At 30.7% G+C, this 23,266-nt stretch carries 18 protein-coding genes; 5 read left to right on the plus strand and 13 right to left on the minus strand.

All coding sequences use genetic code 11. The annotated features are described in order from the left end of the window. Positions 1 to 174: 174 nt before the first annotated feature. The 12 genes from rlmD to murB all read right to left on the minus strand — a co-directional run bounded on the left by rlmD (position 175) and on the right by murB (position 16,110). Positions 175 to 1,536, minus strand: a complete 1,362-nt coding sequence (gene rlmD, locus K0040_RS07885) for a 23S rRNA (uracil(1939)-C(5))-methyltransferase RlmD (RefSeq protein ID WP_228108375.1) — start codon at positions 1,534 to 1,536, stop codon at positions 175 to 177. A gap of 74 nt (positions 1,537 to 1,610) precedes the next feature. After that, on the minus strand, positions 1,611 to 2,303 hold the full coding sequence (locus K0040_RS07890) for an HMG-box domain-containing protein (RefSeq protein ID WP_228108376.1): 693 nt from the start codon (positions 2,301 to 2,303) through the stop codon (positions 1,611 to 1,613). A gap of 310 nt (positions 2,304 to 2,613) precedes the next feature. After that, positions 2,614 to 4,179: a sodium:neurotransmitter symporter family protein gene (locus tag K0040_RS07895; RefSeq protein ID WP_228108377.1), complete on the minus strand. Its 1,566-nt coding sequence runs from the start codon at positions 4,177 to 4,179 to the stop codon at positions 2,614 to 2,616. Between the two features lie 300 nt (positions 4,180 to 4,479). Then, the gene (pyk, locus tag K0040_RS07900; RefSeq protein WP_228108378.1) at positions 4,480 to 6,240 is read right to left on the minus strand and encodes a pyruvate kinase; all 1,761 of its coding nucleotides are present in this window, start codon (positions 6,238 to 6,240) and stop codon (positions 4,480 to 4,482) included. Positions 6,241 to 6,263: 23 nt separating this feature from the next. Then, positions 6,264 to 7,223 (minus strand): 6-phosphofructokinase, encoded by a 960-nt coding sequence (gene pfkA / locus K0040_RS07905; protein WP_074919629.1) that lies wholly within the window; start codon positions 7,221 to 7,223, stop codon positions 6,264 to 6,266. Between the two features lie 157 nt (positions 7,224 to 7,380). Beyond that, complete coding sequence (locus tag K0040_RS07910; RefSeq protein ID WP_228108379.1) at positions 7,381 to 10,911, minus strand: DNA polymerase III subunit alpha; 3,531 nt, start codon at positions 10,909 to 10,911, stop codon at positions 7,381 to 7,383. Between the two features lie 83 nt (positions 10,912 to 10,994). Next, positions 10,995 to 11,969: a DNA-binding protein WhiA gene (gene whiA, locus K0040_RS07915; RefSeq protein ID WP_228108380.1), complete on the minus strand. Its 975-nt coding sequence runs from the start codon at positions 11,967 to 11,969 to the stop codon at positions 10,995 to 10,997. A 17-nt stretch (positions 11,970 to 11,986) separates the two neighbouring features. Next, entirely contained in the window at positions 11,987 to 12,412 is a 426-nt protein-coding gene (locus K0040_RS07920; RefSeq protein WP_074919632.1) for an NUDIX hydrolase, read from the minus strand. A gap of 65 nt (positions 12,413 to 12,477) precedes the next feature. Then, positions 12,478 to 13,587, minus strand: a complete 1,110-nt coding sequence (gene mgfK / locus K0040_RS07925) for a gluconeogenesis morphogenetic factor MgfK (RefSeq protein WP_228108381.1) — start codon at positions 13,585 to 13,587, stop codon at positions 12,478 to 12,480. 12 nt (positions 13,588 to 13,599) lie between these two features. Then, complete coding sequence (gene rapZ, locus K0040_RS07930) at positions 13,600 to 14,457, minus strand: RNase adapter RapZ (protein ID WP_074919634.1); 858 nt, start codon at positions 14,455 to 14,457, stop codon at positions 13,600 to 13,602. Positions 14,458 to 14,475: 18 nt separating this feature from the next. Beyond that, complete coding sequence (locus K0040_RS07935) at positions 14,476 to 15,192, minus strand: PHP domain-containing protein (protein ID WP_228108382.1); 717 nt, start codon at positions 15,190 to 15,192, stop codon at positions 14,476 to 14,478. Positions 15,193 to 15,195: 3 nt separating this feature from the next. Then, on the minus strand, positions 15,196 to 16,110 hold the full coding sequence (gene murB / locus K0040_RS07940; RefSeq protein ID WP_228108383.1) for a UDP-N-acetylmuramate dehydrogenase: 915 nt from the start codon (positions 16,108 to 16,110) through the stop codon (positions 15,196 to 15,198). Between the two features lie 530 nt (positions 16,111 to 16,640). Here murB and fdhF point away from each other — a divergent pair. The 4 genes from fdhF (at position 16,641) to K0040_RS07960 (ending at position 21,348) form a co-directional block, all read left to right on the plus strand. Then, positions 16,641 to 18,791, plus strand: coding sequence for a formate dehydrogenase subunit alpha (gene fdhF, locus K0040_RS07945; RefSeq protein WP_228108384.1), 2,151 nt, complete (start codon positions 16,641 to 16,643; stop codon positions 18,789 to 18,791). A 61-nt stretch (positions 18,792 to 18,852) separates the two neighbouring features. Beyond that, entirely contained in the window at positions 18,853 to 19,407 is a 555-nt protein-coding gene (locus tag K0040_RS07950; protein ID WP_228108385.1) for a 4Fe-4S dicluster domain-containing protein, read from the plus strand. 18 nt (positions 19,408 to 19,425) lie between these two features. Continuing rightward, positions 19,426 to 20,802, plus strand: coding sequence for a [FeFe] hydrogenase, group A (locus tag K0040_RS07955; protein ID WP_228108386.1), 1,377 nt, complete (start codon positions 19,426 to 19,428; stop codon positions 20,800 to 20,802). Continuing rightward, positions 20,803 to 21,348 carry a 4Fe-4S dicluster domain-containing protein gene (locus tag K0040_RS07960; RefSeq protein ID WP_228108387.1) on the plus strand — a complete coding sequence of 182 codons (546 nt, stop codon included), beginning with the start codon at positions 20,803 to 20,805 and terminating at the stop codon, positions 21,346 to 21,348. Between the two features lie 77 nt (positions 21,349 to 21,425). Here K0040_RS07960 and K0040_RS07965 read toward each other — a convergent pair whose 3' ends face one another. Then, positions 21,426 to 22,220, minus strand: coding sequence for a formate/nitrite transporter family protein (locus tag K0040_RS07965; protein ID WP_228108388.1), 795 nt, complete (start codon positions 22,218 to 22,220; stop codon positions 21,426 to 21,428). 228 nt (positions 22,221 to 22,448) lie between these two features. On the opposite strand from K0040_RS07965, the gene fdhD reads away from it, so the two are divergent. Beyond that, the gene (gene fdhD, locus K0040_RS07970) at positions 22,449 to 23,246 is read left to right on the plus strand and encodes a formate dehydrogenase accessory sulfurtransferase FdhD (RefSeq protein ID WP_228108389.1); all 798 of its coding nucleotides are present in this window, start codon (positions 22,449 to 22,451) and stop codon (positions 23,244 to 23,246) included. The last annotated feature ends 20 nt before the right edge of the window (positions 23,247 to 23,266 follow it).

Below are 23,266 nucleotides of genomic sequence, written 5' to 3' on the forward strand. Positions count from 1 at the left end.
TTCTAACCATAGTATCATACCTCATCTTTTTAAGTTCCTTTCCTTAATGGTATCACACTCTATAATCAAAAAAGTGCATAAGCTGACAACAATCTTGTCAACTTACACACTTTATTTTACATTCCCTACATTACTATATAAAAATAAAAAGTAGAGAAATTAATTTCTCTACTTTTATTTTTTCTTAACTATAAGAGCTACATTTTCGATATGAACACTATGAGGGAACATATCTACTGGTTGAACCTCTAAACATTTATATCCTCTTTCATCTAAATAATTTAAATCTCTCGCTAAAGTTGATGGACTACATGAAACATAAACTACTCTGTCTGGTTCCATAGATAAAATTGTATCTAATACCTTTTCATCACAACCTTTTCTAGGTGGATCAACAACTACTACATTAGCACGTTTCCCTTGTTTATACATCTTTGGAACGACCTCTTCAGCTTTTCCCACATAGAATTCCACATTATCTAAATTATTTATCTTTGCATTTATCTTTGCATCTTTTATTGCTTCTTCTACAATCTCTATTCCATACACTTTTTTAGCTTTTTGTGCTAAGAATAACGAAATAGTTCCGATTCCACAGTATATATCAAATACTGTATCATTTTCTCCTAAGCTCGCATATTCTAATGCTTTATTATATAGTACTTCTGTTTGAACAGGATTAACTTGGAAGAATGATAATGGTGATATTTCAAATACTAAATCTCCTATATTATCATTAATTTTTCCATCTCCATAAATTACTCTATTTTCACTTCCTAATATTACATTAGTTTTTTCTCTATTTACGTTAACTACTAAAGTTTTGAATCCTGGGATATTTTCTTTTAAAACAGATGCTAATTCATTTAAGTATGGTAATTTTCTTCCGTTGGCAACTAATACTACCATAACTTCTTTAGTAGTAAAACCTACCTTTGTTACTAAATGTCTTAAAACTCCTGTATGAGTTTTTTCATCATATATACTAACTTTATAAGCTCTTATATAAGTTTTAATTATTTTAATTATTTTATCATTTACATTGTGTTGTATAATACATTGGTCTGTAGGTATAATATCATGGCTCTTCTTTTTATAAAAACCAATTACAGGCACTCCATCTACTTTTTGAATAGGAAATTGAGCCTTATTTCTATATCTAAAAGGTTCTTCCATTCCTAAAGCATTATGAATTACCACATCATCAAGTTTTCCAATTCTACTTATAACTTGTTTAACTTCATTAGTTTTTACATTAAGTTGCTCTTTGTAATCTAATTCTTGAATTTGACATCCACCACATTCTTTAAGCTCTTTGCTACATTTTCTTTCAACCCTATATGGTGATGGTTCCAGTATTTCAACTATTTCTCCAACGGCATAGTTCTTTTTTGATTTAGTTATCTTAACCTTAATCTTGTCTTTTACTAATCCGCCATCTACAAAAACCGTAAATCCTTCGAATTTACCAATTCCAACTCCACCTTGACCTATATCAACTATCTCTACAACGTACATCTTATCTTTTGACAACATAGGTTTTCCTCCGAACAATTAAATTTAGACTTCAAACATTTATTTTATCAAAAAAATAAGGACTATTAAAGTCCTTATATAAATAAATCTCTATTTTTTAATCCTAGATAAAATTGTGTACATGCAAGTATAAATAAAATAACTCCTCCTATAGAGCCTATGTACACTAGCTTTTCTGCTAAACCTTGTGATAATCCACTACTTACAATTTTGCCAACATAATAATTAAAGTTTTGCATTGCTTGGTATCCATATCTCATCCATGTAACTGCTGTCATAATTCCCATAGGAACTATACTCATACTCATATAAAATCCATTTATCGATCTTTGTTTACTACCTTTAACTCCCAATACAATTGGTACTAAAAATAATAAGGGTAACATATATCCATAAAATTGAGGCGTTAAAGCTAAAAATAATGCTGCAGTTAAATAAAATGCTAATAAATAATTTTTTAATACATTTGTTTCACCTTTAAAGTCTCTCAAAGATGCTTTTAAATATCTTATATATATTGGCAAATCATTTTCAATACCTTGAACATCTCTACCCATTCTCATATCCTTAATTAATTCTTTACCTTTTCCATTAAGCTGATTATATTGTTTACTAAAATATTCCGGTACTTCTACCTGCTCATATTCAGATTTTAACTTTTCTAAATCAGACAAATATTTTTGTCTTTTTCTTTCTTTTATACCCTTGAACTTCTTCGTTTCAGAGATTAATTGGCTAATTGTCATAACTACTAACCCTGTACTCATACAAGCACCCCCCTTTATATTTATGATACTATATAGGCATTATTACTTCTATATTTTTATAATATTATTTATAAGTTCTTTATTATATATCCTCATTATTTATATAAAGAACCCTACGTTTTGTAGGGTTCTTTTTATTTTAACTACTTTTTACTATTAAAAATCTATTTTCCGTGGCTTACTATCTTATTTAATGCCATTCCAGCAAAACCTAATATAATAACCCAAACTATTAACATAAAAACCCAAGCAAATCCTGTCATTATATTCACCATCCTTTAAAATTAATCTGTAATAAGATTAAAATTTATTAAGCTTCTACTTTATTATTTTGTATTTCAGAAGTATATTTAGATTTAATAGATTTATATGTTTGTATAAACCCAACTACCAATATACATACTACTACGGCTCTAGCAAGATTTACCCAAACAACAAACTGCTCATTACCAGCCATATAAGACGGTATTGCTTTAAAGTTACCAGCTAATGCATAGTCTTTAGTAAATATAGCTAAGAATACTATTATAGAAACTGGTGTTAAGAATTGGTGGAATAATCTAAAGAACCATTTTGGAACTTTCCATAACCCACCTTTATTTATTTCTTCTAATGCAGGGTCTTTAACTAACCAAGCTACAACTATAACTTCTATTAATCCAAGAACGATTAATAAGTAGTTACCTATCCAGTTATCAACTTCTGTGAAGTAGAACAAGTTAGCAGTTCCTGTCATTATTGATTCTAATGCTATTGGAGTACCAACTATTAAATATGCTACGAATATAATAATAGCGCCTTTCTTTCTTTGTATTCCCATATCTTCTTCTAGCAACGCAACTAAGTAGTTATACATTGCTATAGCTGAAGTAAATCCAGCAAAGAATAATAAGAAGAACCAAACAGCACCAAATATTCTACCACCAGTCATATCAGCAAATACATTTGGCAATGCCATAAATGCAAGCCCTATACTACCTTTTATCCCTTCTGGTCCAAGGAAAGCATAAGAAATAGGTATAACAGAAGTACCAGCAAGTATAACTTCAGCAAATTCATTTAATGATACTGTAGCAACAGAAGCAGCTACTATATCTTCATCTGCTTGCAAGTAAGATGCATAGTTGCAAATAATACCCATTCCTAAAGATAATGTGAAGAATATTTGACCTGTTGCAGTTACTACTGAAGCAGAAGTTAATTTACTCAAATCTGGATTCCATACAAAGTTTAATCCATTCATTGATGACCAATCAGGATTAACTGGTGCACCTAATGTTACAGCTCTTATAACTAATATGATACCAAATATATATATTGTTGGCATCATTACTTTAGCCCAAGCTTCTATACCTTCAGACACACCTTTCATAACTGCCCATCCAAGTAATGCTAATGATATTACCCAGAATATCAACATCTTAGGATCAGTTATATAATTTACAAAGAATGTAGGACCATCCACACCTACATAACCACCTGTTAGTGATTGTACTGCGTATCCTAGTGACCAACCTATTATATGAGTATAATAAGAGTTAACTAATAATGTAACTCCAAATGCTATAGCTCCTGCAAGAGCTCCAAGTATAATTGCAGTTTTTGGCTTTACAGCTTTTTTAGCTTGTAAATAAATCATTGGACCTACCGTTCCATGTCCATGTGCTCCACCATAACGCCCTATACTCCACTCTATTAACATTACAGGTATACCTATAACTATTAGAGCAAAGAAATATGGTATCATAAATGCGCCACCACCATTTGTAGCAGCTATATACGGGAATCTCCAGAAATTCCCTAATCCAACAGCATTTCCTGCCATTGCTAAGATAAGACCTATCTTAGAACCCCATTGTTCTCTGTTTTCTGCCATTTAATACTCCCTCCTTTTTATTTTTAATATGACGGAAAATAAAACCCAAAAGAAATAATCAGATTAAACCCCTTGTTTTGTCAATATATTCACATTTTTGTAAATATTCTGATTATTCATTTTATAAAAATAACCACTAAGACTTTAGTATTATCTGAGTGGTCATTTTATATAATAGTACCATCATTTACTAGAACATGCAATCATTCTCTTCGAATTATTTTTAGTCATATAAATCATGTTTTAATAAAATATTAATGTACTATATTAAAATATATTAATCATTTTCTTATTTTATTCTTATAAAACTCTACTTGAACCTCTGTATACAGCTCCTCTTGTAGTATCAACTGTTATTATTTCCCCATCTTCAACATTTGATAATATATTAGTAGCAGATACAATAACTGGTTTTCCTAAGTTTATTCCAACTATTGCAGCATGAGAAGTCATTCCACCATCTTCTGTTACAATTGCAGCAGCTTTTTCTATATATGGATTCATTTCTTTATCAGTCATACTAGTAACTAATATATCTCCTTCGTTGAAATTCTCACAAGATTCTCCACTTTTTACTATACGTACGTTACCTTCAATTGTAGTTCTTCCTATACCTATACCTTGGCATATTTCTTCACTTACAACATGCACTTTTATTAAATTAGTTGTTCCACTTACTCCAGTTGGAACTCCAGCAGTTATAACAACTAACTCTCCATCGTGGATAAACCCTTCATTTTTACTTGCTTCTATTGAGTTATCTATAAGATCATCTGTATTTCCTGCTTGTTGACAGTTTACTGTATAAACACCCCAACTTAATGATAACTGTCTACTAGTTCTTTCATTTGGAGTAGCAGCTATAATCGGAGTATTTGGTCTAAATTTAGAAACCATTCTAGCTGTATGTCCTGAAGATGTTGATGTAACTATTCCTGAAGCAGTTAAACTTTTAGCTGTTGTGCAAGTAGCATAACTTATTGCATCTGTAACATTTGTATTGTTTAATCCTTTGCTTCTTAAGATATTATCATAATCTAAAGTTTCTTCTATTCTTTTTGCTATTGTAGCCATTGTTTTAACTGCTTCTACTGGATATTTACCTGCAGCAGTTTCTCCAGATAACATTATTGCATCTGTTCCATCGTAGATAGCATTTGCAACGTCAGTTACTTCAGCTCTTGTAGGTCTTGGGTTTCTTATCATAGAATCAAGCATTTGAGTAGCTGTTATAACTGGTTTTCCTAATTCATTACATTTTTTGATCATTTCTTTTTGTACTATTGGCATCTCTTCAGTTGGTATTTCAACTCCCAAGTCACCTCTAGCAACCATTAAACCATCAGAAACTTGTAGTATTTCATCTAAATTATCCACACCTTCTTGGTTTTCTATTTTTGATATTATTTGTATATAAGTGGCATCGTTATTTTCTAGAACTTCCCTTATAGCAAGAACATCAGATGCTTTTCTAACAAATGACGCTGCTATAAAATCTATCCCTTGAGTTATACCAAATTCTATATCTGATATATCCTTAGGAGTTAATGCTGGTAAGTTTATTTTTACCCCGGGAACGTTTACGCCCTTGTGGTTTTTAACAATACCTGAGTTTTCAACTATACAGTGAATTTCTTCCCCAACAACTTCTTCAACTCTTAATCCAACAAGGCCATCATCTATTAATATTAAGTCACCTTTTACAACGTCATCAGCTAATCCTTTGTAACTAACTGTACAGATTTCTTTTGTCCCCATAACATCTGCCATAGTTATTGTAAATTTACTTCCTTCTTCAAGGAAAACTTCTGGATCTGCAAAGTTTCCAGTTCTTATTTCTGGACCTTTAGTATCAAGTAATATTGCAACTGGTTTGTTAAGTCTTTCTCTAACTTTTTTTACCGCATCCATTCTTTCCTTATGTTCTTCATGAGAACCATGAGAAAAGTTAAATCTACAAACATTAAGACCATTTTCCATTAATTTAGTTAATGTTTCTTCACTTTGAGAAGCTGGTCCTAAAGTACAAACTATTTTTGTTTTTTTAGCACTCTTAAGCATTATATTATATCCTCCTAAATGTATTATATAGATAGTATTTGAGCCATTTGATAACTTTGTTTGTCAAAATCTCTTTTCATAGCTAAAGCTTCATGTATTTCCATATCTATTATCTTATCATCTCTTATTCCTACTACCCTAGCAGATTTACCATCTAGAAGTAATTCAACTGCTTTTACTCCTAATCTACTTGCTAATAAACGATCTGAAACTGTTGGACTTCCACCCCTTTGAACATGTCCTAATACTGTTACTCTAAGGTCAACACCAGTTCTTTCAACTATTTCTTTTCCAATATCATTAGCGTTTCCAACACCTTCTGCTAATACTATTATGCTGTGTCTCTTACCTCTTTTTTTAGTAGTTTCTAATCTTAAGCATATGTCTTCTATTTTATAATCTATTTCTGGAACTATTATTGTTTCAGCACCACCAGCTAACCCAGAATATAAGGCTAAATCTCCACAATGTCTTCCCATAACTTCAACTATATTAACTCTTTCATGAGAAGAAGAAGTATCTCTTATTTTACTTATAGCATCTACTATAGTGTTTAATGTTGTATCGAAACCTATTGTATAATCTGTGTAAGCTAAATCATTATCAATTGTTCCTGGTATACCTATAGCTGGAAAACCTAAATCACTAAGTTTTTGAGCTCCATTGAAAGAACCATCTCCACCTATTACAACTAAACAATCTATTCCATATTTCTTAAGGATTTTAACTGCTTTTTGTCTACCTTCTTCAGTTTTAAACTCTTCACATCTTGATGATTTAAGTATTGTTCCACCTCTGTGTATAATGTCTCCAACTGATGATAAATTCATTTCAACTAAGTCAGATTCAATAAGACCTTTGTATCCTCTATTAATACCATAAACTTTGCATCCATAATATATGGCTGATCTAACTACAGCTCTAATAGCTGCATTCATTCCTGGTGCATCCCCACCACTAGTCAATATTCCTATTGTCTTCATAGTACTACCTCCTAATAATCCTAAGTCCTTAGAGTTGTAATTTTTTACTCCCTAGGTATATATGTTTTTATTAATTTTACAAAAACATTTTCACCTGTATATATTGTGTATTATATCACAAATTTCCACCTGTTTTTATATAAAACATCAATTTGTGCTAATTTTTAACCTTAACGTTTTCCATGCCTAATAGTTTTCGTAATTCGAATTGTAATTCAGAGTTTATACTCACTTCCATATCAGTCCACTTAAATATTCTTCGAGGATGTTCTGTGCATATGTAAACACCTTCTTTTCCCTTATGTTGAAGTAATATTTTTTCTATAGAACTGATAATTTGTTGATTTTTTACATTATCTACCTTTATAAAAATACCTGTAGCTTGTGGCTTTTTATTTTTTGTGTATACATTATTTCGATTGTTAATTTTAAAATTATCATGATCACTTATATCTTTAATTTCTCTAGCTATAAGTTTTGCATTTTCTTCCTCTTTTATACTAAGCTTACCTTTTATATAAATAATATTATCCTCATTTAAGATAGTATTATATTGTTTTAAAACTTGAGGAAATACAATAACTTCAATAGTACCATATAAGTCTTCCAACTCTAAAAATGCCATAATGTCATTTCTTTTAGTTGTTTGTATCCTCTTGTTAACAATCATTCCACCTAAAATAACTTCTTTTTCATCTAAATTCAAGTATGCTTCCATGTCTTCTTTTAAAGCATTGATTCTTCCATTATCTATAGATGTGTTATTTTTTAATTCTTTTTCATATTCTCCAAGAGGATGACCACTAACATACATTCCTAAAACTTCTTTTTCCAATGCTAGTCTTTCTCTCTCTTCAAATTCATTTACCTTAGGTATTGAACTAACTTCATGTTCAACTTCTACAATTTCTTCTCCCATTTGAAGACCATCAAACAGAGAAATTTGTCCTTTGACATTTTTCTTTCTATCCATAGATACGCTTTCTAATAATTTTTCGTATCCCATCATTAAACTAGCTCTATTATCACTAATATTGTCAAAAGCTCCACATTTAATTAAACTTTCTAATACCCTTTTATTCAAATCTTTTGAATCTAATCTTTTTACTAAATCAGCAAAATCTTTAAAGTCTCCATTTGCTTCTCTTTCTTTTATAATGTTGTTAATTACATTTATTCCAACATTTTTAACAGCTGCTAAACCAAATCTTATATCATGTCCTTCAACGGAAAATTTCCCAAAACTTTTATTTATATCTGGTTTTAATATTTCTATTTCTAAAGCACTACATTCTCTTATATATTCAACAACTTTATCTGTGTTGCCCATAACACTAGTAATTAATGCTGCCATAAATTCTACTGGATAATATGCTTTTAAATACGCTGTTTCATAAGAGATAACTCCATAAGCGGCTGCATGAGATTTATTAAATGCGTATTTTGCAAAATCTATCATGTCATCAAATATTTTATTTGCTATATCCTCTGGAACGCCATTTCTTACACATCCTTGTATTTCTAAATTCCCATTTTCATCTCCTTTTCCGTGTATGAAGTACTGTCTTTCTTCTTCCATTACATCCATTTTCTTTTTGCCCATAGCTCTTCTAACTAAATCGCTACGACCATAACTATACCCTGCTAAATCCCTAACAACTTGCATAACTTGCTCTTGGTAAACTAAACAACCATAAGAAACTTCCATTATAGGTCTTAAACTTTCATGTATATATGTTATTTTATCTGGGTTATGCTTATTTTCTATATATGTTGGAATAGAATCCATGGGACCTGGTCTGTATAAAGATATACCAGCAACAATATCTTCAAAGTTATTTGGCTTAAGCTGTTTCATGAAACTTCTCATACCTGAGCTTTCCAATTGGAATACTCCTAATGTGTTTCCTGAAGAAAGTAACTCATAAACCTTTGGATCATCATAGTCCATTGAAGAAAAATCTATTCTTTTTTTATATTTATTTTCTATTAAATCAAGGGCATCTCTTATAACTGTAAGAGTTCTAAGCCCCAAAAAGTCCATTTTTAAAAGACCTAACTCCTCTAAAGTAGTCATTGTGAACTGAGTACTCACAGACTCTTGATGCTTGTATAATGGTACGTATTCATCTACAGGATTTTTTGAGATAACTACTCCTGCTGCATGGGTAGATGCATGACGTAACATTCCTTCCATCTGCTTTGAAATATCTATTACTTCTTTAGTTTCCCCATCTTGCTCGTATAAATTTCTTAGTTCTGGATTAACTTCCAATGCTTTATCTATTGTCATTCCTAAATCAAAAGGAATTTCTTTTGCTATTTTGTCAACTTTGTTATAAGGAATATCTAATACTCTACCAACGTCTCTAATAGCTGCTTTTGCTTTCATAGTTCCAAAAGTTATAATCTGAGCAACATGATCATCTCCATATTTTCTCTTAACATAATCTATAACTTCTTCTCTTCTTTCATAGCAAAAATCTATATCTATATCGGGCATAGATACACGTTCTGGGTTCAAGAAACGTTCAAATAGCAATGAATATTTAATTGGATCTATATCAGTTATTCTCAAAGTATATGCAACTATAGAACCTGCTGCACTACCTCTTCCTGGACCAACCATTATATTATTTTCTTTTGCATAATTTATGAAATCCCAAGTAATTAAAAAGTATTCTATATATCCCATTTTTGAAATTACATCAACTTCATAATTTAATCTATCTATTGCTTCCTGTGTAGGATTATTATATCTTTCCTCTAATCCTTTAAAGCATAGCTCTCTTAAGTAACTTTCTGTTGTATAACCTTCTGGTACATCGTATTTTGGTAAATGATAAGTATTAAAATCAAATTCAACATTACATCTTTCTGCAATTTTAACCGTGTTATCTAAAGCCTCTATTGCATAAGGGAAAAGTTCTTCCATTTCTTCTCTTGACTTTAAATAAAATTCATCACTTCCAAATTTCATTCTACTTGGATCATTTAAAGTTTTGCCCATTTGTATACACATAAGTACATCATGAGTTTTTGAATCTTCCTTATTTACATAATGCAGGTCGTTTGTTGCAACAAGAGGTATGCCCGTTTCTTTTGATAATTTAACTAACCCTGCATTTACTTCTTTTTGTTCTGGCAAATTGTGGTCTTGTATTTCTAAATAAAAATTATTTTCTCCAAATATGTCTCTATATAATAAAGCAAATCTTTTGGCTTCTTCATAGTTTCTATTCAAAATATTATTTGATACATCTCCTGCTAAACAAGCCGATAATGCTATAATTCCTTCGCTATGTTTTCTTAATTCTTCTATATCCACCCTTGGCTTGTAATAAAATCCTTCAACGTAAGATGTTGAAACTAATTTTATTAAATTTTTATATCCTGTCATATTTTCAGCTAATAAAACTAAATGACCGTACTTTTTATCATAGTTTGGGTCTTTATCCCTTAAGCCACGAGATGCTGTGTATACTTCACATCCTATAACTGGCTTTATTCCTGCTTTTTTTGCTTTTTTATAAAAATCTATAGCTCCAAACATACAACCATGATCTGTTATAGCAATAGCTTTCATATTTAGCTCTTTTGCTCGCCCTATTAGTTTATCTAGTCTAGAAAATCCATCTAGTAAACTGTACTCCGTATGCACATGAAGATGAATAAAATCTTTATTCATTATCTCACCTCCTAAATTTATAAACTTATTTTATCATATTATCGAATAAAAAAAGAGGCTATATATTATAACCCCCTTAATAATTAATTTTCATTATTATGTCCACTATCAAACTCTTTACTTCTCAACTCATTAGCTATTTCTTCTAATTTTTTTAATCTGTGATTTACACCCGATTTACTAATTGGAGGAGTTAATAATTCTCCCAACTCTTTTAATGTTAAATCTTCATTCTCGACTCTTAATAATGCAATTTGCTGCAAGCTTTGGGGTAATTTACTTATACCCATTTTTCGTTCAATTAATTTTATATTTTCTACTTGTCTTACTGCCGCATTTACTGTCTTGGAAAGATTAGCTGTTTCACAGTTTACTATTCTATTTACATTATTTCTCATTTGTTTTAATATTTTTGTATTTTGAAGACTTAAAAGAGCTTGAAAACCGCCTATAAGACTTAGCAAATCTGATATTTGCTCACTTTCTTTCAAATATACAACATAAGAATTTTTTCTACATACTATTTTTGAATTTAAACCTAATGAGTTTATTAAATTCATTAAAGATTCTGCAAATTCTTCGTTACTAACAACAAATTCTAGATGATAATTTTTTTCTGGATCACTTATTGAGCCTCCACCTAGAAATGCTCCTCTAAGAAATGCCTTTTTACATTCCTCATCTTCATATACCCAAGATGGTATTGTGTGAGAAGGTAAAAAATCTTCATTTTTGTCTAATACGCCTAAAGTCTTCATTAACTCTTCAGATCCCATATCACTTTTTACAGTTAGCACATAGCTATTATTTCTCTTTAACATTTGATTTTTATTAACTATAATAGTTGTATTTATATTAAAATCAGATTTTAATATTTTAAAAACTTTTCTAGCTACTGAATTTAATTCTGTAGAAATTTTCAAGTTAATTTTTTTATACCCAGCAATTTGTATAGTACCAGCTAGTTTCGCTATTCCCGATAACTCAGCTTTTTTATAACATAAGCTTTCCGGCATTAATCTTGCCAGTTCATTTTTTGTTTCTGTAGAAAAAGACATACATACCACCTATTATCTTAGCTCTTCTTTAATCTTTTTTTTATTTCTTTTAAAGCCACCTTTATAATTTCTTTCTCATCATCATATTTTGCTAAATCAACAACCCTATCTATATGAATAAACTTAGCATCCACAAATCCTTCTTCTTTTTGTGGTACTGTGTCCATATTTTTAGACTGCATCAAATACCAAAATACAGTTTTATGAACAGCTCTATTTTCATCCCAATTTTCTTTGAAAGTATAATGTATCTCTCCAAGATATTTTAAGGTTTCGGCTTTTACTCCTGTTTCTTCTGACACTTCTCTTAATGCAGCTTCTTCGTTATTTTCGCCTTCTTCTACTTTTCCTTTTGGCAAAACCCAATCACCGTTAAACTTTCTTAGTAGAAGAATAGCATTTCCAAATAACACCACCCCACCGGCACTAATCTCTTCTCTCATAGATGTTCACTCCTTAAAACTAACATAATAATAAGGATTTCTACATAAAAATCTAAAATCCTTTTTTACCTTGCCCTGTCATAATCATGACTTAGTGCCAAATTATTAATTACTTCACATATAGAATCTGCGTGATGTCTAATATAGTCATTTTTAATTTCTATCAAATCTCCCTCGACTATTTTAATACCCATATTCTTTAATGCGATTCTTTGCCTTTTATCTAATAACACCTGATTTGCTCCGTCTTTTTTATATTTTTCAAATTGACTATCAGGTATTATTTCATCGTTAGCTATAACATAGTCAATCAAGTTCTCTTTTGTATGTTTATTTATAGCTTTAATGTGGTCTAATACATCATATCCATCAGTTTCGCCTGGTTGAGTCATTACATTAGGAATATATATTTTTGTAGCCTTGCTTCCCTTTATAGCTTCAACCACACCTTCCACTAATAAATTTGGTATTATACTAGTATATAAACTTCCTGGACCCATTATAATGTAATCAGCTTCGTAAATAGAATTAATCACTTCATTTAAAGGCTTTGCGTCTTTAGGCTCCAGGTATACTTCTTCAATTTTACTTTTTTGCTTTCTGACTTCCCTAGGAATTTTAGATTCCCCTTTTATTATATTTCCATTATTTAGTTTGGCAATTAAGTCTATACTTTCCAGTGTAACTGGTAAAACCCTGCCTGTTATATTAAAAATTTCACTTAATTTATAAACAGCCGTTTCAAAATTACCATATTGACCATTCATAGCTGCCAAAAAAAGATTTCCAAAGCTCTGTCCTTTTAGGCCACCTTCTTCAAATCTATATTGCATTACTTCTTGCATAGTAGGTTCAGTATTAGCTAGAGCTAGCAAACAGTTTCTAATGTCTCCTGGTGGTAACATTCCTAAGTCTGATCTTAAAACTCCTGATCCTCCGCCATCGTCTGCAACAGTAACAACAGCTGTAATATTAGGTGTAATCTTTTTAAGACCTCTTAGAAAGATTGACTGACCTGTACCTCCACCAATAACCACTACATGAGCCTTCTCAACTTCAATAGTCTTTCTTGTAGTATCTTTTTTTACTTGTTTTTTTGCTTTTATAAAAAAAGCTATCCCTAGAACTAAGGTTACCATGCCTAGAATATCTATAATATAAGCCAAATATTTCATAGCTGCCTCCGCCTATCTTAGCATAAAATCTCTATGCTTCTTAACTACTCTGTATCCTTGTTTTATTAATTCATCACTTATTAAGTTAGATATTGTTACAGATCTATGTCTTCCACCTGTGCAACCTATACTTATAACTAAATGATGTTTTCCTTCTTCTATATATTGAGGTACTAAAAAATTAATCATGTCTAATAATTTTTCATAAAACTGATGACTTATATCAGAGTTCATTACATAATCTCTAACATCTTGTTCTTCACCTGTTTTACTTCTTAGCTCATCAATATAATAAGGATTCGGTAAAAATCTCACATCAAAAACTAAATCTGAATCTGAAGGTATTCCATGTTTAAATCCAAATGAAACCACAGATATAGTTAAATTATTATTAACCTCTCCATTTGCATAAATTTTACTTATTTCTTCTTTAAGGTCTTTAGGTTTCATATTAGAAGTATCTATTATACAATCAGCAATTTCTTTTAATGGCTCTAAAATTGCTCTTTCCATCTTTATACCTTCTGGTATCTGTCTATTAATTGATAAAGGATGATTTCTTCTAGTCATTTTGTATCTTTTTAATAAAATATCATCCGCACAATCTAAATATAGTACTTCAAAAGGATATTGATCCTTTCTTAAAGTGTTTAAACTTTCGTGTAACGCTTCAAAAAATTTTCTTCCTCTTACATCTATTCCTAATGCTACTTTATCTATAGTTGAGTTAGATTGATAGCATAATTCAGCAAACTTAGGAATTAAAGTAGGGGGTAAATTGTCTACACAATAAAATCCCATATCCTCTAGCGCTCTCATTGCTTCACTTTTTCCAGATCCAGAAAGTCCAGTAACTATTATAAATTTCATTTATAAACTCCCTTTTTATTAAAATTTAATATTTTCTATCAGTGATAAATCAATCTTTGCTTCTTTAATAGTGTTTAATGCTAAGTCAAAGTTACCAACATTTTGTGGAACATGAGCATCAGAACCTACTATAAAAGTATTTCCTATATGCTCAATTTTTTTTAGTTGCTCTACATTTAAAAATTTATGACTACTGTTTATCTCTAATCTAGTATTTGTTTCTTTTGCAACTTTTGCAATTTCCTCTATATATACATCACCCTTGTCTCCTGGGTGAGTAATGACAAATATATCATTATTTCTCATAGCATTAATTATGGCTAAAGTATTGTATTCTTTTGACTTATTTGTTTTAAAAACATAATTATTAGCATGATTAAGTAGACCTTTTACGCTTGTTGGCTTTGATCCAAAGTGATATCCAGCCATGACATAATCTAAAACTTTTCCTATTTTATCATCATAATCAATGTTTCCTTTATCATCTAATATATTACTTTCCACTCCCAATAATATTTTTATTTTGTCTTTATATTTTTCATTGAGAAAATCTATTTCTTCCCTCATTTTAAATATATCATTCTTCTTAATGCCATAGGTTAAGTGATCATAGCTATGATCTGAAATTCCAAGAATTTCAATTCCTTTTGAAATAGCTACTTTCACATTTTCTTCTATTGTTCCTTTACCATGACTGTATATGGTATGTGTATGATAATCAGCTAGAATTTTCATTTATTAATCCTCTCCTAGAATCTTCACTTCTTCCTCTAACATTATACCAAATTTTGCATTTACTGTGCTTTTAACTATAAACATTAAGTCTAATATGTCTTTTGCATTAGCATCTCCAGGATTTATAACAAAACCACAATGTTTCTCTGAAACTTGTGCTCCTCTTAAGCTAAGCCCTCTAAGTCCACAGTCATCAATTAGTTTTGCTGCAAAATACCCTTCTGGTCTTTTAAATGTACTTCCTGCACTTGGGAAGTTTAGAGGTTGTTTAGTTGATCTTCTATTTGCATAGTCTGACATAGTTTCTTTTATTTCATCAGCATTACCTGGTTGTAATTCTATTACAGCAGATAAAGCTATATAATCATTAGTTGTTAATATACTTCTTCTATACTCAAATTTCATTTCTTCATTAGATAGCTCAAATATATTACCTTCTCTATCCATAAGCCTTACAGCTTTTACAATTTGTTTCATTTCTCCACCATAAGCTCCTGCATTCATGGCTAATGCTCCACCTAAAGTTCCTGGTATTCCAGCTGCAAATTCAAATCCTGTTAAAGAACTTTTAAGAGCATTTCTACCTAATATAGATAACAAAGCACCACTTTGTGCCTTTATTATATTTCCTTCTATTTCATAATTATTGAAGTTATCTAACAACTCTATAACTATTCCTCTTATTCCACCATCTTTTACAAGAAGATTTGAACCATTACCTATAACTATGAAAGGTATGCTTTCTTCCTTGGCAAATTTTATTACCTTACTTAATTCTTCCTCAGTCTTAGGTTTAAGTAAGAAATCTGCTGGCCCCCCCACTCTAAAAGATATATGTTTTTTCATTGGCTCATCTACCTTTATACTTTCTTCATCTAATATATTCAATAATTGTTTATATATAAATTCCTTGTTCATTATATTTTCCTCCCAAATCATACACTTTATTAATTAATAATCAAATTTATATTGTAAATATTTTTCATACTTTCAAATTATACGTTTTATCCTTACTTTTAGTATATGCTTTTACTCAAAAAAGGATAAATTTTAATCATAAAATGATTTTACCACATATTTTTATAATATTTAATGAAAATTTCTCAAATCATTAGACCTATACAAATGTGTTAATTATCTATTACATATGTATTTTAATTTCATAAAAATGTAAATTTATGAAGTAACTTAATTCTATAAATACAAAACTATTATATCTTAACTCAAGTTGAATATGAAAATAAGAGGTGATATAATAAAATTAGTATATTTTAACATTTTTATACCTAAGACTAATTGACTAATAATTTTTAATTCAATTTTTATAATAAGTCTTCATCATCATTGTATTTAATATTTAAGCTTGCTCATTTGCTCAATATTTCTCTTAATATTGAGCAAATATTATATTTATCAGTAAAGTATTTTAAAATAAGGGGGATAAACTCATGGAAAAAGAAGTTTTAACCACTTGTCCTTACTGTGGCGCTGGATGTCAATTTTACTTAGTAGTTGATGAAGAAAAAAATCAAATCATAAGAAGCAAACCTGCCCAAGGAAGAACAAATGAAGGTACATTATGCCTTAAAGGTCATTATGGATGGGATTTCCTAAATGACCCGCAAATTTTAACTCCAAGACTTACTAAACCTTTAATCAGAAAAAATGGAACTTTAGAAGAAGTTGAATGGGACGAAGCAATATCTTATACAGCTTCTCGACTAAATGAAATCAAAGAAAAATATGGTCCAGATTCAATAATGGGTACTGGTTCTGCCAGAGGTCCAGGAAATGAAGCTAACTACATTATGCAAAAATTTATGAGAGCTGCAATAGGTACTAATAATATTGACCACTGTGCCCGTGTTTGACATGCCCCATCTGTAGCCGGTTTGGCTTACTCATTAGGTAGTGGTGCTATGTCTAACTCTATACCCGAAATTGAAAATGCAAATTTATTACTTGTATTTGGATATAACGGTGCAGATTCTCACCCTATAGTTGCAAGAAGAATAGTTAGAGCAAAAGAAAAGGGAGCTAAAATAATAACTGTTGACCCTAGGGTTACAGAAACTGCAAGAATTTCTGATATGCATTTAGCTTTAAAAGGTGGGACTAATATGATTTTAGTTAATGCCTTCGGTAATGTTTTAATAAATGAAAATCTATATGACAAAGACTTCGTAGCAAATCATACTGACAATTTTGAAGAATATAAGAAAATTGTTGAACCTTATACTCCTGAATATGCAGAAAAATACACTAATATACCAGCTGACGCCATCAGACAAGCCATGAGAGAATATGCCAAGGCAAAAGATTCTATGATTCTATACGGCATGGGCGTTTGCCAATTCTCACAAGCTGTTGATGTAGTTAAAGGTTTGGCTTCTTTAGCTTTACTTACAGGCAACTTAGGAAGACCTAATGTTGGTATTGGACCAGTTCGTGGTCAAAACAATGTTCAAGGTGCTTGTGATATGGGTGCTCTTCCAGATGTATATCCAGGATATCAAAAAGTTACTAATCCTCAAATCAGAGAAAAATTTGAAAAAGCTTGGGGTGTTACTCTTCCATCTGAAATAGGTGTTAAAATTACAGAAGTTCCTCATGCTGTTTTAGAAGAAAAGAAAATAAAAGCTTACTATATATTTGGTGAAGACCCAGTTCAAAGTGATCCAGACGCTTCTGAGGTAAGAGAAACTTTAGATGCTTGTGAATTTGTTGTTGTACAAGATATCTTCATGAACAAAACTGCTCTTCATGCTGATGTTATTTTACCTGCCACATCTTGGGGAGAACACAATGGTGTTTATTCTTGTGCCGACAGAGGCTTCCAAAGAATTAGAAAAGCTGTTGAGCCTAAAGGTGATGTAAAAACTGACTGGGATATAATTTGTAGAATCTCTACTGCCATGGGATATCCTATGCAATATAATAATACGAAAGAAATTTGGGATGAGATGAGAAGTTTAACTCCTAGTTTCTTTGGTGCAACTTATGAAAAAATAGAAAAACTAGGTTGTGTTCAATGGCCATGCAGAAGTGAATCTGATGAAGATAAAGGTTCTGTATTCCTTCATAAAGATGGCAATTTCTCTACTGATAATGGTAGAGGTAAATTGTTTGCAACTGAATGGAGACCTCCTTATGAAATTGAAGATGATGAATATCCTTTCAGTTTATCAACTGTAAGAGAAGTAGGTCACTATTCTGTTAGAACAATGACTGGTAACTGTAGAACTCTTTCTCAACTAGAAGATGAACCTGGTTATTTACAGATAAATTATAAAGATGCACAAAAACTTAATCTTGAAGATAACGAAATAATCAGAGTAAGTTCTAGAAGAGGTAGCGTATTAACAAGAGCCCTAGTAACAGATAGAGTTCAAGAAGGAGCTACTTATATGACGTACCAATGGTGGGTAGGTGCTTGTAACGAACTTACAATAGCTAGTCTTGACCCTATTTCTAAAACTCCAGAATACAAGTACTGTGCTGTTAAAGTAGAAAGAATAGAAGATCAAAACTATGCCGAAGAATGCGTTAAAAATGCTTATAAAGATTTAAGAATCAAAATGGGTGTTAAAAGTATCTAATCAAGGAGACATTCAATCTAATTTTTGATGAATTAATTATATTAAAGAAAGGTGAAATAGTATGAAAAATAAATTAGGTTCATTTGTAATTGCTGACTCTAATAAATGTACTGGTTGTAGAGCTTGTGAAGTAGCTTGCTTTACTACTCATAATCAAAAAAGTAACTCTATAAGCTATACAGTTGGCACTGTAGAAATTCCTATAATTCCAAGACTTTACTTAGTTAAAGACGAAGATATTTGTATGCCTATACAATGCAGACATTGTGAGGATGCTCCTTGTTTAAATACTTGCGCTGTAAAAGCAATATCAAGAATTAATGGTATGGTAGTTGTTGATGATGATAAATGTATAGGATGTAAAACTTGTTTACTGGCCTGTCCTTTTGGAGCTATCGACTTATTAACTCAGTTTAAAGATAAAAAGACTGTTGAACAAATTGCAATAAATGAAAGCAAAAAAATAGCTTATAAATGTGATTTATGCAAAGATAATGATAAAATAGCTTGCATAAATGCATGCCCTAATGAAGCTTTAAGACTTGTTACTCCTCTTGAAGATAAAAAAGAGAAAAACATAAAAGCTGCTTTGAATTTATTGTCAGCTACTAAATAGGATAAGGGGGATAAAAGTATGATAGTTAGTATAGATAAAGATTTATGCACAGGATGTCAAGAATGCGTAAAAGTATGTCCTGCTTTTGCAATTGAAGGAGATACTGGTAAACCACAAGAAATAAACGAAGATCGCTGCGTAGTCTGTGGTCAATGTGTTCAAGTTTGTAAGTCCTATGCATCTATTATTGACCACGGTGAAGAACTTATAGAAAGTAAAAAATCTGAAAGAAAATTACCTAATGCAATTAATGAACCTCTATTTGCTGCTAATAATGTTTGTGATGTTGATAGAGTAAAAGAAGCTTTAAAAGACCCTAGTAAAATAACTATAGTTCAATGTGCTCCTGCTGTTAGAGTTGCTCTTGGTGAAGACTTTGGAATGGAATTAGGATCTTTAACTCCAGGCAAAATGGCTGCTGCATTAAAAGCTCTTAAGTTTGATAAAGTTTATGATACAAACTTTGCAGCAGATTTGACTATTATGGAAGAAGGAAATGAGTTGATCAAAAGAGTTACAACAGGCGGAACTCTACCAATGTTCACATCTTGTTGTCCAGCTTGGGTTAAATTTTTAGAAGATAATTATCCTGAATTAACAGACCATCTATCTACTTGCAAATCACCACAGCAAATGGCTGGTGCTGTTTTCAAAACTTATGGCGCTGAAATTAATAATATTGATGCAAAAGATATTTATAGTATTTCTATTATGCCTTGTACATGTAAGAAATTTGAATGTGATAGACCTGAGATGAAATCTAGTGGATATAGAGACGTAGATGTAGTTTTAACTACTAGAGAATTAGCTTACTTAATAAAAGATGCTAACATAGATTTTGATACACTTGAAGAAAGTGCTTTTGAGAGTCCTTTAGGAGTATATACTGGTGCCGGTACTATATTCGGTGTTACTGGTGGTGTTATGGAAGCTGCTCTTCGTACTGGCTATGAAGTTATAACTGGAGAAAAAATACCTAGTATAGATTTGCCTGCTGTTAGAGGCTCAGAAGGTTTTAGAACTGCTCAAATAAAAGTGGGAGACTTAACCCTAAAAGTTGGTATTGTTACAGGTCTTAAAAATGTAGTTCCTGTTTTAGAAGACTTAAAATCAGGCAAATTAAGTTTAGACTTTATAGAGGTTATGACTTGTCCAGTTGGATGTGTAAGTGGTGGTGGACAACCTAAGTTATTATTAGAAGAATATAGAGAATTAGCTTATAATAACAGAACTGAAGCTACTTATGTTCATGATAAAAATTTACCACTAAGAAAATCACATGAGAATCCTGAAATAGCTAAGATATATGAAGAGTTCTTAAAAGAACCTTTAGGAAGTGTGTCTCATCATTTATTACATACTAAATATTGTGTAGGAAAGGAAGTGGCTAAATAAATGAATTATTTTGTTATAGCCGACCCACTAAAATGCATTGGTTGCAGAACTTGTATGGTAGCTTGTGTTGTTGAACATAGCAAAGAAAATATATTCTATCAAGACCCAAAGGATATAAATTTTAACCCTAAATTAGAAGTTGTAAAAAATGCTCAAGTTAGTGCTCCTATACAATGTAGACATTGTGAAGATGCCCCTTGTGCAAAAGCCTGTCCTCACAATGCTCTTACTAAAGAAGGTAATTCTATAGTTGTTAACGAAGAAAAATGTATAGGATGTAAAAACTGTATGCTTGCCTGTCCTTTTGGCGCTATTAACTTAAATGATACAGAAAAAGGAAAACTTATTAACTTAGAAAATATTCCAACTGATAAATTATTCTGTATAGAGAAAATGGTAGCCAATAAGTGTGATCTTTGTGGAAATTCAGAAGAAGGTCCTGCTTGTATAAAAGTATGTCCTACTTCTGCATTTAGAATTTTAACAGAAGAAGATTTGTCTACGTCTATAAAAAATAAAAGAAAATCTGCTACTGTAAGGCTATAATTTCATTATTTTTTAATAAAAAATACTACCTTTTATTATACTAAAGGTAGTATTTTTATTTATAATTATATTCTCTATTATGATTCTTGTTTAGAAACCTTAGGTTCTTCTTTTAAATATGCATAATTATACAAGAAAGGTATTATTATACCTCCCCCAATTATGTTTCCAATTGTTACAAATACTAAATTTTTTATTAATGCCGCCATAGTAACTTTAGCACCTAGTAACATTCCCATTGGAATAAAGAACATATTTGCCACGCTATGCTCAAATCCACATAGTACAAATAACATTATTGGGAACCAACAAGCAAATATTTTTGATACTATATCTTGAGCAGCTGTTGCAAGCCATACACCCAAAACAACTAAAATATTACATAAAATTCCTCTAAGTATTAATGTTGCAACATCCAAGGACGCTTTTCCCTCAGCTATCGCTATGGCTTTTGTGCCTGCATCTCCTCCTAAAACTCCTCCATAAAATACTATTAGTGCTAAAATTAAAGAGCCAACTAGGTTTGCTACCCACACTATGCTCCAATTTCTTAACATTTGTGATATTGTTATTTTTTTATTCATAACAGCCAATGTCATTAAGTTGTTACCAGTAAATAATTCTGCGCCTCCAATAACTACTAACATAAGTCCAACGGGAAAGACAAAAGCTCCCGCAAATTTAGCCAAACCTGGATCTATATTCCCTAGAGTTTGGCTTATTATTGTATTAGCTAATCCTCCGAATGCAATATACATACCTGCCAAAATTCCTAAATAAATCATTGGCGATGTTTTTAAGTTAGCTTTTCCCACGCCAACATTTATCATCGTATTAGCTATTTCCTTGGGTGTCAAAAATCTCTTCTCCATAAAATTAACCCCCTTATTACAAGTTTATTACCTTTACATTAATTATAGCAATTTTTTAACGAAATATTTAGTTTTCTAACATGTATACATTATTCTTAATGCTAAAATAAATATTTTATTCGCCTATAAAGAAATTAAAACTGATACAATTAAAGTATCCAATAGGTGGCTCAATATAAATCTTATCTACATTCACTCACACCATATTTTTTTATTAGGAGGTTTTTAATGTCAAATTTAAGTAAAGAAATTGAAAATTATTTAGCAAATTACAAGTATGATTATTCTTTTGAATTTCCATTAATAAAAGTTAATAATCTAGAAAGTGTTAATTATCAAGACACCATAGTCGCAGAATTCCCTCTAGGGATAGTTGTTAATGGCAAATATGAAAATACATTTTTATGTTCACCATTTAAATTAAAAGAATTAGTTGTTGGATATCTATGTTCTAGAAATTTAATTAGCTGTAAAGAAGATATTTTAAATCTTAAAATAAATCATGATGAAAAAATTGCTTATGTAGATATTGATGATTCTAACTTTAATAATGATGAAAGCATTCTTTATCTAAATGAATATGATTTTTTAAAAGCTAATCCTATTTGTGATGATAATTTAACAATTACTGTTAGTGATATATATAAAACTATGGAAACTAATTTAAACTTATCTCAATTATTTAAAAACACTGCTGGTGTTCATTGTGTTGGTATTTATGAAAATAATAAACTAGTAATTGCTTGTGAAGATGTAGCTAGACATAATGCTATGGATAAGGTTATAGGACATTGTATATTAAATGATATTCCATTAGATAATAAAATTATATTTGTCAGTGGTAGACTTTCTTTTGAGATGATAAAAAAAGCAGCAAGAGTTAAAGTTCCTGTTGTTGTTGCTAAATCTGCTACCACAAGTTTAGTAATAGAGACAGCGCAAAAGCTAAATATTACTTTGGTTGGATTTGTACGAGGTACAAAAATGAATATTTACACTAATCCCCATAGAATATTATTCAAATAAAAAAATAAAGAAAGACTGTA

The sequence above is a fragment of the Terrisporobacter petrolearius genome (genome assembly GCF_020748185.1).
In the GTDB taxonomy this organism is placed as follows: Bacteria; Bacillota; Clostridia; order Peptostreptococcales; family Peptostreptococcaceae; genus Terrisporobacter; species Terrisporobacter petrolearius.

Bases quoted from the DNA above. Each gene is read 5' to 3' on its own strand.
- rlmD (WP_228108375.1), bottom strand. From the start codon at position 1,536: ATGTTGTCAAAAGATAAGATGTACGTTGTAGAGATAGTTGATATAGGT.
- K0040_RS07890 (WP_228108376.1), bottom strand. From the start codon at position 2,303: ATGAGTACAGGGTTAGTAGTTATGACAATTAGCCAATTAATCTCTGAA.
- K0040_RS07895 (WP_228108377.1), bottom strand. From the start codon at position 4,179: ATGGCAGAAAACAGAGAACAATGGGGTTCTAAGATAGGTCTTATCTTA.
- pyk (WP_228108378.1), bottom strand. From the start codon at position 6,240: ATGCTTAAGAGTGCTAAAAAAACAAAAATAGTTTGTACTTTAGGACCA.
- pfkA (WP_074919629.1), bottom strand. From the start codon at position 7,223: ATGAAGACAATAGGAATATTGACTAGTGGTGGGGATGCACCAGGAATG.
- K0040_RS07910 (WP_228108379.1), bottom strand. From the start codon at position 10,911: ATGAATAAAGATTTTATTCATCTTCATGTGCATACGGAGTACAGTTTA.
- whiA (WP_228108380.1), bottom strand. From the start codon at position 11,969: ATGTCTTTTTCTACAGAAACAAAAAATGAACTGGCAAGATTAATGCCG.
- K0040_RS07920 (WP_074919632.1), bottom strand. From the start codon at position 12,412: ATGAGAGAAGAGATTAGTGCCGGTGGGGTGGTGTTATTTGGAAATGCT.
- mgfK (WP_228108381.1), bottom strand. From the start codon at position 13,587: ATGAAATATTTGGCTTATATTATAGATATTCTAGGCATGGTAACCTTA.
- rapZ (WP_074919634.1), bottom strand. From the start codon at position 14,457: ATGAAATTTATAATAGTTACTGGACTTTCTGGATCTGGAAAAAGTGAA.
- K0040_RS07935 (WP_228108382.1), bottom strand. From the start codon at position 15,192: ATGAAAATTCTAGCTGATTATCATACACATACCATATACAGTCATGGT.
- murB (WP_228108383.1), bottom strand. From the start codon at position 16,110: ATGAACAAGGAATTTATATATAAACAATTATTGAATATATTAGATGAA.
- K0040_RS07950 (WP_228108385.1), top strand. From the start codon at position 18,853: ATGAAAAATAAATTAGGTTCATTTGTAATTGCTGACTCTAATAAATGT.
- K0040_RS07955 (WP_228108386.1), top strand. From the start codon at position 19,426: ATGATAGTTAGTATAGATAAAGATTTATGCACAGGATGTCAAGAATGC.
- K0040_RS07960 (WP_228108387.1), top strand. From the start codon at position 20,803: ATGAATTATTTTGTTATAGCCGACCCACTAAAATGCATTGGTTGCAGA.
- K0040_RS07965 (WP_228108388.1), bottom strand. From the start codon at position 22,220: ATGGAGAAGAGATTTTTGACACCCAAGGAAATAGCTAATACGATGATA.
- fdhD (WP_228108389.1), top strand. From the start codon at position 22,449: ATGTCAAATTTAAGTAAAGAAATTGAAAATTATTTAGCAAATTACAAG.